Origin of the sequence: Vibrio jasicida 090810c (genome assembly GCF_002887615.1) — a bacterium.
Lineage (GTDB): Bacteria > Pseudomonadota > Gammaproteobacteria > Enterobacterales > Vibrionaceae > Vibrio > Vibrio jasicida.
Map to the genome: position 1 here is coordinate 271005 of NZ_CP025792.1, position 14967 is coordinate 285971.

Sequence of the window (14967 nt, forward strand, 5' to 3'; positions counted from 1 at the left end):
GTTTTTTGGTCCTTTTATGTGTTAACTGTGATAATTGAAAAATCTAATCAAAAAGAGACTTCTATAAGAAAAGCGTACGGACGAATATGATAATATCTGCTATCAAATTGATAGCTTATAGGTTGTTCACCTTCATTAATTCGAATGACCTACACAGAATAGTCTAAGAAGTCATTAGTATGTTGTTAAAGAAGTTGATAGTTTCAGGTTATAAAAGTGTATCTACGAGTTATCCTCAAACAATTGAGTTTGATCCTGAATTGACCGTTTTCATTGGACATAATGGCACAGGTAAAAGTGCCGCATTGGAAGCCTTAAATAAACTATTCTCAATCGACCATTCTTTACGTGGAATTTTACCTTCCGACTTTCACTTACCTGACAATGTGGATGCTGCAACACCAAGAAGCTTAACGATAGAAGCATGGTTTACTCTTACCAATGCTGAAGGTAATCCATCTATTCCATCCTTAATCAACGGACTTACGGCATCAAGTTCAACTGGTGAAATTATCTTCCGAGTTCGATTAGAAGCGAGCTTAAACTTCGATTTTAACCCTCTAGGTGATGTTGATGAGAGTTTGTGGGTGATTGATGGTGATATGGATGTGCCAGAAGAGGATAATAAGCATCGTCTCTCAGCGACGCAAAGAAACGCAATTCAAGTCAATTATGTTCCAGCTAATAGAGATCCTTTAGTCCAGTTAAAATATTCATCTAAAGCTATATTGGGTAGATTACTAAAAGCTATAAAATGGTCGGACGGCGAACAAGAATCATTCGAAGCGCAAGCTCAACAGCTTAATCGACTAGCGTCTGACAATCCGGCTCTAGAGCAGATTACACAGGCCATTAATCACAATTGGCGAGATATATATAAAGGGCGTCATCTTAATCAAGCCAAACTTAACTTCCCTGTAGGTGATGTTGATGAAATATTGAGACTTATACAGCTTCAATTTATGCCAGATGCTACTGGTAATAAGGTGGATACCAGTCGACTGAGTGACGGACAAAAATCTCTAGTTTACTTTGCTTTAACCAAAGCACTATTCGATATAGATAAAGCGACTCGTCAAGCTGTCGTTGATAGTCAATCATCCAATTTTGATGTTGATAAAATGAAGCTTCCTATTTTCAGTTTGATCGTACTCGAGGAACCTGAAAATCACTTATCTCCACATTATTTAGGCAGAATTTTAAAGCTAGTTAAGGGTTACGCATCAACTGAATTCTGTCAATCTGTAGTTTCGACACATTCCTCCTCATTGGTCGGTCGCATAAAGCCTGAGCAGATTCGTCATTTCAGATTAGACAATGAAAACGTATGTACCAAGGTACAATCATTGTTATTACCAGATGATAGTGATGAACAGGCTAAGTATATTAGCGAAGCTATTAGAGCTTACCCCGAAATTTATTTTGCAAAACTCGTGATACTTGGTGAAGGAGACAGCGAGCAAGTTGTTTTACCAAAGTTATTAGAACACCTAGGGCAAGACATTGACGGTCAATCAATCTCTGTCGTCCCATTAGGAGGCAGGCACGTCAATCACTTCTGGCGGCTACTAAACTCGCTTAAAATACCTTTTGTTACCTTGCTCGATTTTGATATTGATCGCAATGGAGGTGGCTTTGGTCGCATGAAGTATGTCATTGAGCAACTTCTATTGATCGATACCACGAGAAATGAATTTATTTGTGAAGATACTATCGAGCGCATTCCTGCTTGGAACTCCCCTCAAAATCCAACCACATTCTTTTTGCGCTATTCAGAAGAAGAGTTAAAAATCCTCGTCGATGAACTCGAAAAGTACAATGTATTCTTCTCAAGTCCTTTAGACATTGATTACTCGATGATTCAATCTTTTCCTGAGGTTTTTTGCATAAAAGATGAAGTTTACGGCGAAAGAGGACCATCCGATGGAAAAGAAGATGAAGAAGACGAGGACACTATAAAAAGAGAAGCTGCATTAGTTAAAGCTGTGCTTAAAAAAGGGAATGCAGGTAGACGATTTAACTTTGGAGACAATTGGGAAAGAAACTTCTTGTGGTATCGCTATCGATTTTTATCAAACAAGAGTAAGCCTGCATCTCACGTGCGAATGTTTGCAAAGCTTGAAGAACAATATGACTCTGAAGAAATATTGGAAAAGTTACCATCAGAACTCACACGGCTAATGGAACGTATTCTAGAGTTATCTGAACAGGTAGTTGAGTAATGACAGAGTGGCAACTTTCTGATGGTATAGAAGCTACAGATGAATTGATTGATATTATTACTCATGACACATCAGTTGCAGTTTTAGCGAGTGCTGGCGCAGGTAAAACTGAGTTACTTGCTCAAAAGGCAAGCTATTTGTTTTATACGAACAATTGTGCATGGCCAAAAAGAATATTGTCTCTAACATTTAAAACTGAAGCTCAGATAAATATAAAAGAAAGAATCAACAAGCGTTGTGGCGATAAGGCTAGTCGATTCGATTCTTTTACATTCCATGCATTCAGTAAGAGTATTGTAGATAGGTTTAAAAATGTTCTTCCAGAAAGTGAACGTCCAGTAAACAATTACGATATCGTCTTTCATCGTCGAGATTCAGACGGTAGTACAAAAATACTGATGAGTGATTTGCTAGTTCTTGCAATACGTATCTTGCGCCAAAGGGAAGATATTAGAACTATGTTCTCTTGTTCTTATGCGTATGTTTTTGTAGACGAGTTTCAAGATACCACTGATGAACAATATGAACTGTTGCGGCTGTTGTTTCAGGATTCGGAGACTAAAGTTTTAACTGTCGGAGATATAAATCAGAGCATAATGTTGTGGGCTGGAGCACGTCAGACAGTATTTACTGATTTTTTGAACGATTTTTCTGCGGAGAGAAAATTTCTCGTAAAAAACTATCGAGCATCCAGCGAAATTCAAGATGTATTAGCTGTCGTTTTGCAATTTGTACAAAACCCAGACTCCACAATTCAACAAATAGCTCAGGCTCCAAGTAATTGCTCTCTACATTCTTTTAATGACGAATATCAAGAAGCAAGCTTTATTGCTAGTGATATTAAAGAAGCTCTAGATAGTGGTGTTAGAGCAAGTGATATCTCTATTTTGACCAAGCAACAGGCATCAAAAAACACCGAAGTATTAAGGACTGAGTTGACAAGAATTGGCATAAACAATCTTGATATGACAGACTTGCAAGATGCATTAAAAGAGCCTCTTGGGCAATTGTTTTCATTTTTTTTGAAAGCGATAGTGCATCCAAATCCTCAAGTCATGACGGAGTTGTTTAAAGTTAATTTGTCATTAAACAAAGTCGAACCGGGTGATGAAAAAGAAGAGGCACTTACTACTTCTCTAATAAAATTCATCCATTTAAAACAACAACAAATTTCAGCTTCAACAACTGCTGATGATTTGTTATCTCTTGTACTTGGCTTCATTCATGAACTTGGCATAAATAAAATAAAAGGACGGTGGAAACAGTACAAATCCCCAGAATATTTTAATCATGTATGGCATGCACTCGAGATCCATTTGAGAAACATGTGTAATCAAACCAGCTCATTAGTAGATGTGGTGAGGCTATTTAGTGCTGAGAATGCTGTACACCTAATGAACATCCACAAGTGTAAAGGTCTCGAGTACCACACTATATACTTTCTAGGCTTAGAAGATCAGGAGTTTTGGAACTATACGAATCAGATATTTGAGGATAACTGCTCAATATACGTAGCCTTGTCACGAGCCAAGAACTGTATATGTGTAACTACAAGTAAGCATAGAGCGCATAGACTAAATTGGGGACATGATAATCGAGCTTCGACATATCGGTCTGTCAGACCTGTTATTAATCTATTGATAAATAAATGTAAGTTTTCAGCTACAAACCACTAAGTATTCGAAAAAGATATATTTTTAATCTTTAGTTAGTGAGTTTGGGTAAAGTTCTAACGTATTTATGTCCATAAACGAGCCAACGACTCTTCAGCTCAACTCAGTCACTAGAACATCGACACCAATAGAAAAAGGGGCTACGTGAGCCCCTTTCTTAATTGGATGTAAAGCCGTTAACCTAAGCTTTCTGTTACTACTGGTTTGGTATTGCGTTTGGCAATCCAGTAAGCAACGCCGCCCCAAAGAACCGTCAGTACCCATAGAGCAGTCCAGTGTTTAGCTACTTGTTGCCACGTTGCGCCCATTTGGTTGAGAGCTAAAAAGCCTTTGATTGCCCAAGTGCTCGGGCTCAAGTCTGCAAACCAAAGCAGCGGGGTAGGAATTGATTCAACCGGCCAAATAAACCCAGCTAGAAAGATCAACGGCATTGAGCTCACTAATACGACGAATGTCACGAGCTCGCGTCTTGGCAATAAATAGCCTAGCCATAAGCCTAAGCCACAGCAGCTAAGTAAGAAAGGCAGGAGCAAGGTGAGTAGCTCACCTGCATTGGCAACATGGTTAACGTTCAAACGTTCGAAGCTATAGCCAAAGTAATATGCGCTCAGTAGGTAGTAAATCGCGACAAAAACTACGGTTCTTGCTAATAACAATGCACCGGTTGAAACTTGCGACCAATAACCGCGACCATGGCGTTGCGTACCCGTTTGTAAACCGACCGCCATCAACAATGTTTGCTGAAGGATCAACACAAACACCGCTGGCACAACGTACTCAATGTAGCCCATAGTCGGGTTAAAGGTTGGCTTCATGTTCAGCTTAATGGCAGAGTAATCATGGCTCGCCATACTCAGTGGCACGCCATCAATCACCATCTTACTGACTTTAACTTGAGCACCAAGCGTACCGCCTGCTGTTGCCAGGCCTTCTACCACGGTGCCGTAGACCAAGAAGTAGGAAGCATCAGCCGCATAAGCCAGAGTAGGACTGCTGCCAAGCATCAAGTCTTTATAGAAGTGTTCTGGAATCACCAAGAAACCCGTGATCTCTCGGTCTAAGAACGCTTGTTTCGCGTCAGCAATGGTGTGTAGGCGTGTCACAACTTTAACTTGTGGCGTCGCATCGACCATACGCTCAAGCTTCAAGCTGGTTTGGCTTCCATCGAGATTCACGATCGCTATCGGCTGTTCTCTTGGCGTTTGTTGCGCGTACGGAAGTGGGTATAAGAACGAGTAAAACACTACGCCACCAAAGACAGTAAGTACCACGACAGGATTGGTCATCACTGAGCGTAACTCGGTTTTAATCAATTGCCATAAGTTCATATTGCCCCCTGCTTACCATCAGCACCAGTTGCGCTATTGAGTAAGGCGGTATTACGATGTTTTGCCATCAAAGCTGCCGTCATCAATAACGGAATAACGTACCCAGCCATCGGCCATAGGGAGCCGATAGATTGCGCTACACTAGCGCCGTAATTTGCTTGATCCACTTGTACTTCAATGTAATGAGTGATCGGTAGTAGACTTCGCCATGCTTGCGCCAATGTGTTCATGTCTGAAACTGGGAAGGTGATGCCCATGAATGCAAAGCTCGGTGCGGTAAATGCGCCAGCAAAGCTCATCGCGCGTGCTGGGTCCATGGATAGGAAGAAGAACAATGCCCCCATGATGATGCATGCAATGGTCGTTACGAATTGCGCGAATAACATTGCCAGATAACTCCCTTCCATCGGCCAATCAAGCACTACATAAAACCAAACTAAGAACAGCGCGCCTTGTGCCATAAATACAGGAATGTACTGGCTCAGAATTTTGCTTAGTCGAGTGAAAGGACGTTCGCCTAAGAACGCGAAGCTGTTATGGCCATTACCATATAAACGGAAATGCGCCGCGAGGATCAAAATGGTGCTGACCACGACACAGATTTGCCAGATAGCAGGCACAATCGCGGTTACCAAGAACTGAGCGTAGTTAGTGTTACGGTTAAACAGAGCAGTAATCTGGGTGGAAATCGGCACGGCTTGCCCAATGGCGGCTAACGTTGTGGTATTGCCTTTCGCTAGATTACCCATGGCTTCAAGCTGAGCATCAAAATACCCTTGAGATTGCGCGACCGCGGAGTTAATCAACTTCGCAACCAAAATGTATTGGCTATTGAAGAAGACCGATAGCTGCGGTTGGCGATGCAAAAGAATGTCTTGGTCAAATTGAGGGGGAATCACAGCATAAGCGTAGATATCACCCTCGATCATTGCGTTCTTCGCTTCTGTTGAACTGACGTAGTGGTAATCAACAGAAAGGGTGGATGAGGCGTCAAGAGATTGAATCATCTTGCGTGACAACTGTGAGTGCTGTAAATCGACCACGCCAATAGGAAGATCTCTGGCAATGCCTGCAGAGAATACCCCCCAAATACTGATTGCCAATAAGATCGGCACCCAAGTAAGGCAAGACAGCAACCACTTATCGCGCCTTAGGACCTGTCGTTGTGAGATTTGAATCGTCATAGTACTAAACCAACGCGATTACAGGTCAACCACGACGCTCATGCCCATTCGAAGCTCAGGCTCTGGCTGGGTAGGGCGAGCTTCGACTTCAAATGTACGAAGATCAAAACCTTTTGATGCATCTGTGGCGCGCCATGTCGCGAAATCACCCATAACGGCAACGTGCGTTACTTTAAACTCAACGTCTTTATCAAGGGCAGGCAGATAAGCTTCGAACGTAGTACCTTTGGTAAAGTGTTTGAGCAAATCTTCACGTACGTTAAGGGTTGCCCATGAGTCTTGCGTATCGATAACCGTCACAACCGGGAAGCCTTGAGGAGACAGCTCACCACTTTGCAGTAGTACTTGAGAGACTTCACCATCAAACCAACTAAAGATTTGCGTGTCTTTTGCATACGCTTCTACTTCCGCTACAGCGCCAGCCGCCATACGCGCTTTCTCTGCTGCGGCGACTTTGGTTTCGCTACGCGCACCTTCTTTTGCCATGTTGTACATTTGGAACGCTGCGCTCTCGGTGTACTTAGAAGCTTGCCACTGAGTCAGCGCCTCATCGCGTTTTTGTTCTGCGACAACGCCATCTTTGTAGAGGTTATTTACGCGCTGGTAAGTTTTTTCCATCAAATTAGCAGCCGCTTGTGCTTTCAACCACTGGTCTTTTGCTGCTTGAATTTGTTGCTCACGCGCGCCTTTTTCTGCTTCTAACGCCAACGCGCCAGCGGCTTTTTCACCCGCTTTTGCTTGTTCTAGCTTTGCTTCGATTTCTGGGCTGTGAAGGGTAAAGATCAACTGACCTTTTTCGACATCATCGCCTTTGCGCACCATGACTTCATCAATACGTCCTGGCACTTTAGAAGAGATGCTGTATTGCTGCGCTTCAATCAATCCTTGTAAACGAGCTGGTTCCGGTTGATACGCTTGGTAGAACTGGTAACCAACCCAAGAAGCGACACCCAAAGCGCAAATTGATAGTAGAGCGGGTTTTAGAGATTTTGCTGCCATGACTTATTTTGCCTCTTTGGATGTTGATGCTGGAACGTAAGCAGTATGTTGGTATTGAGCGAAGCTGTTCATTTCGCTACTTAGTGCTAATAGTTTGGTCAAAGAAATTAGATAGCGGAAACGCGCCGCAGATTGCTGTGTTTCTACGCTGGCGACATACAGTTGCGCGTCGACCACATCCAAAGATGACGATAAGCCCTGAGTGAAGGCTTTTTCGCGTAAGCGTAGGTTCTCGTCTGCAAGGGCGATACTGGATTCTAAACCTTGGACCTCATCAATGGCTTGCTGCGCCTCTAGATAGGTTTTCTGTACCAGAAGCGACAAATCTTGCTTGGCTTGTGACTTTAGTGCATCCACTTGCGTGACCATACTTTGCGCTGCTTTTACTTTTTCACTGCGACCGGTGGATTCAATCAGCGGAATATTCACTCCGACACCAACTAACCAATCGGGCTTAATTTGGCTGGCAAGTGAGTCGTCTTCATACAGGTTGTAATCACCGTACAAATAGACTTCTGGATAGTATTTGCCTTTCTCGGCTTTTATCAGGCTCGATGCTTGTTTGTGTTTTGCATTTAATAAATCCAAGCCAGGGTAGGTCAATAGAGTTTGATCGACAAAAGCATTCAATGGAGGAAGGTTGTCATTGATGAAGAGGGATTCTGATGGCTCTACCGAATCATTCTGCGCCAAGATTTTGCCAAGAGCAGCTTGGGCAATACTTAAATCGCTGGCCGCTTTACGAGTTTCTACTTTCGCTTTGTCTAGTGATGCTTCTGCTTGAAGGCGTTCAACTCTTGCAATCTGGCCTTGCTCTTCCATCTTAATTGCAAAATCACGGTGTTTGGTTAAGCCTTTTTCGACGGCTTGGCGAGTCGCCAGCACTTCTTTCGCTAATACAACCGAGAAGTAGTATTTAGAGAGATCTTCAAAACGCGCCTGTTGCTCCATCGCGAGCTGGCTTTTTGCTTCGTCTGTTTTGCCTTCTGCTGCTGATTGAGCAGCATTAATGCGACCACCGGTAAAGATTGGCCAGATAGCACGAATAGAAGAGGAGAAGATGTCACGCTCAGTGATCGTTGAAGTAGTATTCGCAAGTGCACTAAAGATAGGTTGAAAGACTGGTGGCACACTGATTTGTTGTCCAGTACTGTCGAATAACTGCTGACCCGAGACCGTTACGTCAGTGTCTAAGCGCGTGTAATTCGCTCCGATGCTGACTTGTGGAAGATTAAGGTTGTCTGTCGCACTTTGTTGGTATTCGTAACTTTCAACGTTCGCACGCTGCGCTTTTAGTGAATAGTTGTTTTCTAACAACAATTTCCATGCGTCATCAAATGTGATGGGAGCCGATTGACAGGCAAGAGAAATTGAGCTGCTGAGAAGGCCCAAGATCCAGAACTTTCCGGTTTGTTTCATAGTGGCTGCTTTGCTTTAGAGTATTAGCTCTAATATAAAGTATTCATTCGAAAGTGTTAAGTGATTGGCGAAAAGAATTGTTGGAGAAATGTTGCGCTCAATTGAGTGTAGACCACTTGAGCGCAGCTGTGTTGTTTTTTACTTCATGGAAGGGCAGTGAAACTCTGCTCTCCACTCAAGTTGGCGAGAACCTCGCATTGTATTCAGCAGGTCTTTACCACTCATCTGTGGGAACGATAGCAGCACCTTAAGATCTGGGGAGCTGGCATCACTCTTTTCGTAAGCTCTGACGTGAGTAAACGTTGAATACATATTCTCTGACAGCATAGCCTTATTCAGGCAAATTCCAAATGTATCGCGTTCCATGTTTAGGTGTTCCTTCTAACTATAAAAGCGCCTCTGTTTATAGTTATTGCAGTGGCAGATGGTGTCTAAGTGATTGTCTTAACGTCAGTATTTGTATTTTTATTAATGTGTCTTCAAATTTTCTGACGCAAGTGTTGAGCGTTAAATAGACTTCCAGTTGGCTGCTTTCTTTTGCCGAAGCTCTCTCTGGCTTCTTGACTAAAAATTATACGATGGAAAGTCTCAAAACGCCTCAAAAACCGATAAATTTGATGTGATCGTGTTCAAGATTTAGATGGCAATTTATGTATGGTGTTGAATAAATAACAACATTATTTGGCTGGCGATTTGATTGCTTTTTTATATTTCGTTTCGCTTATCAGTGATGGATCGCGTACGTGACATAAGCATGAACCTGATGATTTTAAAGCGTCAAATGTTGTCACTGTTGCAGCGTTGTTAACTCGTACTCCCTTTTGCCTTTATCTCTACTTATTTCGACTTAACTCTTTGCGAGAAAGGCATTCTGATTTTTATTAATGCAATAAAATCATGTTAAAAATGCAAACGATTCATTTTACTCATGCGCATAAATCAATAATATTTTTGAGGTTATTAGAGGATCTGACTGGTTCTCATATCAAAAATGCTTGTGATGAGTAAATCCTTTTTGCAGGTGCGTTTCATATGAGAATTAATCTGTTAAAGGAAACTATTTATGGCTCAGTTAGTCGATGAAATCGTATTTCAGTCAGGGGTCAAACTCAGCAATCGCATCGTGATGGCACCGATGACGATTCAGTCCGCTTTTTTTGATGGCGGGGTGACTCAAGAGATGATCAATTACTACGCCGCTCGCTCAGGTGATGCTGGCGCAATTATTGTTGAAAGTGCTTTCGTTGAGAATTACGGTCGTGCTTTCCCTGGTGCTCTGGGGATTGATACTGATAGCAAAATAGCAGGTTTGAAAAAGCTCGCCACCGCGATTAAAGCGAAAGGTTCCAAAGCCATTCTTCAAATCTACCATGCCGGTCGTATGGCTAACCCTGAATACAACGGTGGTCATCATCCTATTTCGGCAAGTCCTGTCGCTGCACTTCGTGATAATGCGGAAACACCTTTAGAAATGACAAAAGAGCAAGTCGAAGCCATGATTGAAAGCTTCGGTAATGCAGTCAATCGTGCCATCCTCGCTGGTTTTGACGGTGTTGAAATTCACGGCGCAAATACTTACCTGATCCAACAATTCTTCTCACCACATTCAAATCGTCGACGCGACAAATGGGGTGGTAACATTGAGAAGCGCACCAGATTCCCTCTTGCGATTTTAGATAAAACGAAACAAGTCGCGTCATCTCATGATAAGTCGGATTTTATTATCGGTTACCGATTCTCGCCAGAAGAGATCGAGCAACCGGGCATTCGCTTTGAAGACACAATGTTCCTATTGGATAAGTTGGCGAGTTCAGGCTTAGATTACTTCCATTTCTCGATGGGCAGTTGGGCACGTAACTCAATTGTTACTCCAGAAGATCAAGAGTTACTTATCGACAAGTATCGTCAACTTCAATCTGATGCCGTAGCAAAAGTGCCTGTCATTGGTGTTGGTGGTATCGCTCAACGTGCAGATGCGGACAGTGCATTGGCACAAGGTTATGACATGGTCAGTGTTGGTAAAGGCTATTTGGTCGAACCAACATGGGCAGGTAAGGTGCTGGATAACGAAACTTGCGCTGAGTTTGCTGATATTGCTCAGCAAGAAGCATTGCAGATCCCAACACCGCTTTGGGAAATCATGGATTACATGATTGTTGATAGTGCAGCCGAAGCGCTAAAACACCAACGTATTAAAGAGCTCCAAAACATTCCGATTAAATTCAATTCGGGCGAGTACACGGCATATGGGCGCGGTCACAATGGTGACTTACCAGTAACGGTTACCTTCTCTGAGGATAAAATATTAGAGATTTTTGTCGATTCATCTAAAGAGTCTGATGGTATTGCAAACCCTGCTTTTGAGCGTATTCCGCAGCAGATCCTTGACGGACAAACACTGAATATCGATGTTATTTCAGGTGCGACAGTCAGCAGCCAAGCGGTTCTTGATGGCGTGTCAAATGCGGTTGATTTGGCTGGTGGCAACTCAGAAGCATTGCGTTGTAAAGCGAAGGAAGCGGTTGAATGGTCATCAAAAACCATCGAAGAAACCGTTGATATTGTGGTTGTTGGCGGCGGTGGTGCTGGTTTGAGTGCAACGCTGACAGCGCTTGATAAGGGCAAGTCAGTTATTTTGCTTGAGAAGTTCCCTGCGATTGGTGGTAACACTGTTCGAACGGGTGGTTGGGTTAATGCTGCAGAACCTGAATGGCAAAATGACTTTGCTGCGCTTCCGGGTGAGAAAGAGACGCTAATGTTGCTGGCGAAAACGCCAGAGTCAGAATTTGTGGATGAGTACCTTGCTGATTTCAAAGTGCTGAAATCACAACTCGATAACTACTTCACTGACCTAGAAAGTGGCAAACAGTACTTGTTTGATTCGGTAGAGTTACATCGCATCCAAACTTACCTTGGTGGTAAACGCACTGATTTAAATGGTGAGTCTATCTATGGTCAGTATGACTTGGTTGAAACGCTGACTTCTCGTTCTATGGAATCCATCGATTGGTTGAGTGAAAAGGGCATCGACTTTGACCGCAGTGTCGTGGAAATTCCAGTTGGGGCGTTGTGGCGTCGAGCACACAAACCAAAACGTCCAAAGGGCGTTGAGTTTGTCGATAAACTGTCAAAACGTATTCAAGACCAAAACGGGCGCATTATTACTGATACGCGAGCTACCGATCTGATTGTAGAAGATGGCAAAGTCGTTGGTATCAAAGCGGTTCAAGCGAACGGCACTAAGCTTGTACTGCGCGTAAATCATGGTGTTGTTCTGGCCTCAGGTGGTTTTGGTGCAAACACTCAAATGATCAAAAAGTACAACTCATACTGGAAAGAAATCGCGGACGATATCAAAACCACCAACTCACCAGCGCTTGTCGGTGATGGTATTGAAATCGGTGAAAAGGCCGGTGCAGAACTTGTAGGCATGGGATTTGTGCAGTTAATGCCGATCGGTGACCCTAAGTCGGGTGCTTTGCTTACGGGGCTGATTGTTCCGCCAGAGAACTTTGTGTTTGTTAACCAACAAGGTAAGCGCTTTGTTGATGAGTGCGGAAGTCGCGACGTGCTCTCGGATGCCTTTTTCGACAATGGTGGCCTTATCTACATGATTGCCGACGAAAATATTCGTCAAACCGCGGCGAACACATCGGATGAAACCATTGAGCGAGAAATTAAAGAAGGCATTATTGTTCAAGCCGATACGCTAGAAGAGCTGGCTGAGAAGATTAATGTGCCAGTTGCTGAATTGACCAATACGATTGCACAGTACAATGCCTGTGTAGAGCAGGGGCAGGATCCTGAGTTTCATAAGAGTGCGTTTGGTTTGAAAGTGGCGCAAGCCCCGTTTTATGCCACACCTCGCCAACCATCGGTTCACCATACGATGGGCGGCTTGAAAATCGATACTAAAGCGCGCGTTATCGGTAAAGATGGCAACATCATCGAAGGCTTGTACGCTGCGGGAGAAGTAACGGGTGGCATCCATGCGGGTAACCGTCTGGGCGGGAATGCCTTGATTGACATCTTCACCTACGGCCGAATCGCAGGTGAAAGTGCATCTGACCTTGTTTAATCGTCATTAAGTTAAGAAGTACCAGTTAAGAGGGGAGCGATGCTTCCCTCTTTTTCACATTGGACATTCAGGATCTTCAGATGAGCATAAAGAAATACAGCGCACGATTTCCGATGATGGGCACATTCATCGATCTTGTCGTTTACCACGCCAATGGTGAACACCTAATAAAAGAAGCTTATTTTCAGCTAGAGCAATTCGCTCAACGTTTTACGGTGAATCAACCAGATTCGGAACTGATGCGCGTTAATCAAAACGCAGGTATTGCTCCCGTTTGTGTTCAACCGGACCTTTTTGCCCTAATTAAACTGGCAAAAATGGTCAGTGAAGACCGAAGTCATCCTTTCAATATTGCGATTGGTCCTCTTGTGAAAGCGTGGCGAATTGGATTTAAAGATGCCAAGGTTCCGAGCCGTGAAGAGATTGAAACAAAGCTCAAATTGGTTGACCCTAGCCAAGTCATCCTTGATGAGCACCAATGCTCTGTTTATTTAAACCACGTCGGTATGGAGATAGATTTGGGTGCCATTGCTAAAGGATATTTCGCCGATCAGGTTAAACGAGAGTTAGTCTCTGCTGGCGTAGAAAATGGTTTTATTAGTTTGGGGGGGAACGTATTAACGATTGGTCAATCGCCAACTAATACGAATCAAGCATGGAATGTGGGCATTCAAAATCCGTTAGGAGAACGTGGTGATGTGATTCGCGTTGTTCCACTTAAAGGGATGTCGATGGTCACTTCTGGGATCAATGAGCGCTTTTTTCAGAGCAATGGGCAACGTTACCATCATTTGTTGGACGCAAAAACGGGAATGCCGATTGAGACTGATATCGCTGGGCTTACGATTCTATCGGAGCATTCGGTCGATGGTGAAATATGGAGCACAGCAGGTTTTTTACCATCAATACAAGAGTCTATGTCTTATTTGAATCAGCAAGCTGGCATTGAAGCAGTGGCGGTTTCAAAGTTGGGTGAGGTTGTTGTTACCGAGGGACTAATCGATCGAAATGGCGGGATTTACCTACGCTGAGGTTTATCGAAGCGAGACAGGAAACAGAGGCAGAAAGTATACATTCTCCCCCTTGTTATCTCATGATTTTATTGAAGTCAGGTGATTAGTCATCGGCTCCACACTTCACGCATTCTTCATAAGTGCGTTCTTCTTCACTGATCACCACATAGCCACTGACACACTTGTCACACAGCGCGAGTTTTGGGTAAGCCAGTTTTTGCTTTTTGGCGCTCGTGTCGCCTTCAACAATGTAATATTTTCTCATGTTATTTTTTCATTTTAGAGCGAACCGTGTACTTTAACATGCCGCTAGTTAAGGGGAGCAAACGCAAAATAAAGCCGCTGATTCTGCTTTATAAGAACTTAACTCGTTCATCAAGGCATTCATCCGATCCCATTTCGAACTCGCGACATATCCAAGGCCGATTTTCATAAATAGTGCACATTAAACTGTCTCTATCTAACGCTGCGCACCAACCATCATCCAGTCGCATCATTGTCTCACCGCCATATTGATCACGTTCGATAAATTCTTCTGGAACGCCAGTATCTGAGATAATCATAACTTCAAGACGACAGCAGCATGCCTGGCAGTTTGAGCAAGAAACATTGGAGGATAACGGGTTTTTAGTGGGTATGTTCATGGATAGCTACAACTAGATCAATTGTGCATGATACCGTAAATACTAGTTCAAATGACCTTTATTTTTTAGCTGGGGGCGCCTAGCTGAACCCTTTGGGCAGCATTTGTTGGTCATTTCTACTACGTTATCGACTTCTCATGGAGGCAAGCTACACAGCAAAGTCTCTGCCTTGTATAAATACCCAACAATTCGCTGCAAAAATCAGCTCAAAAGGTCAACAGACCCTAACTTTGTCAGCCAGAAAGTAACTTAAGTAGGAGAGTGGACGATCATTTTCTCTTCCCTAGCGCCTAAAAACTGAGCACCAGCCAGCGAGATTATTTCCCTCGTTCACATATTTGTCATTTAGAGGGTACGCCTTTGTTAACTCAGTGTTAACGTAGGAGCGTCGTCACAGTGACGTGGTA

At 43.4% G+C, this 14967-nt stretch carries 11 protein-coding genes; 4 read left to right on the forward strand and 7 right to left on the reverse strand.

Features of this window, described 5'->3' with window-relative positions:
- Positions 1-179: 179 nt before the first annotated feature.
- Both C1S73_RS01575 and C1S73_RS01580 read left to right on the forward strand, forming a co-directional pair.
- Positions 180-2222 (forward strand): ATP-dependent nuclease, encoded by a 2043-nt coding sequence (locus C1S73_RS01575; protein WP_038867499.1) that lies wholly within the window; start codon positions 180-182, stop codon positions 2220-2222.
- Complete coding sequence (locus tag C1S73_RS01580) at positions 2222-3898, forward strand: UvrD-helicase domain-containing protein (protein ID WP_038867501.1); 1677 nt, start codon at positions 2222-2224, stop codon at positions 3896-3898. The genes C1S73_RS01575 and C1S73_RS01580 overlap by 1 nt, the downstream gene beginning before the upstream one ends.
- A gap of 173 nt (positions 3899-4071) precedes the next feature.
- On the opposite strand, the gene C1S73_RS01585 is transcribed toward C1S73_RS01580, so the two are convergent.
- The 5 genes from C1S73_RS01585 to C1S73_RS01605 all read right to left on the reverse strand — a co-directional run bounded on the left by C1S73_RS01585 (position 4072) and on the right by C1S73_RS01605 (position 9191).
- On the reverse strand, positions 4072-5223 hold the full coding sequence (locus C1S73_RS01585) for an ABC transporter permease (protein ID WP_038867503.1): 1152 nt from the start codon (positions 5221-5223) through the stop codon (positions 4072-4074).
- The gene (locus tag C1S73_RS01590; RefSeq protein WP_038867505.1) at positions 5220-6407 is read right to left on the reverse strand and encodes an ABC transporter permease; all 1188 of its coding nucleotides are present in this window, start codon (positions 6405-6407) and stop codon (positions 5220-5222) included. Before C1S73_RS01590 ends, C1S73_RS01585 begins: the two co-directional genes overlap by 4 nt.
- Positions 6408-6425: 18 nt before the next feature.
- Positions 6426-7406 (reverse strand): HlyD family secretion protein, encoded by a 981-nt coding sequence (locus tag C1S73_RS01595; protein WP_038867507.1) that lies wholly within the window; start codon positions 7404-7406, stop codon positions 6426-6428.
- Between the two features lie 3 nt (positions 7407-7409).
- Complete coding sequence (locus C1S73_RS01600; RefSeq protein ID WP_038867508.1) at positions 7410-8825, reverse strand: TolC family protein; 1416 nt, start codon at positions 8823-8825, stop codon at positions 7410-7412.
- Positions 8826-8963: 138 nt separating this feature from the next.
- Positions 8964-9191 (reverse strand): hypothetical protein, encoded by a 228-nt coding sequence (locus C1S73_RS01605; RefSeq protein ID WP_038867509.1) that lies wholly within the window; start codon positions 9189-9191, stop codon positions 8964-8966.
- A gap of 697 nt (positions 9192-9888) precedes the next feature.
- On the opposite strand from C1S73_RS01605, the gene C1S73_RS01610 reads away from it, so the two are divergent.
- Together C1S73_RS01610 and C1S73_RS01615 are read left to right on the forward strand one after the other, a co-directional pair.
- Complete coding sequence (locus C1S73_RS01610; protein WP_038867511.1) at positions 9889-12903, forward strand: NADH-dependent flavin oxidoreductase; 3015 nt, start codon at positions 9889-9891, stop codon at positions 12901-12903.
- Positions 12904-12983: 80 nt separating this feature from the next.
- On the forward strand, positions 12984-13934 hold the full coding sequence (locus C1S73_RS01615; protein WP_038867513.1) for an FAD:protein FMN transferase: 951 nt from the start codon (positions 12984-12986) through the stop codon (positions 13932-13934).
- Positions 13935-14019: 85 nt separating this feature from the next.
- On the opposite strand, the gene C1S73_RS27865 is transcribed toward C1S73_RS01615, so the two are convergent.
- Complete coding sequence (locus C1S73_RS27865; protein ID WP_038867515.1) at positions 14020-14181, reverse strand: hypothetical protein; 162 nt, start codon at positions 14179-14181, stop codon at positions 14020-14022.
- 88 nt (positions 14182-14269) lie between these two features.
- Entirely contained in the window at positions 14270-14560 is a 291-nt protein-coding gene (locus tag C1S73_RS01620) for a YkgJ family cysteine cluster protein (protein WP_039974426.1), read from the reverse strand.
- Between the last annotated feature and the right edge of the window lie 407 nt (positions 14561-14967).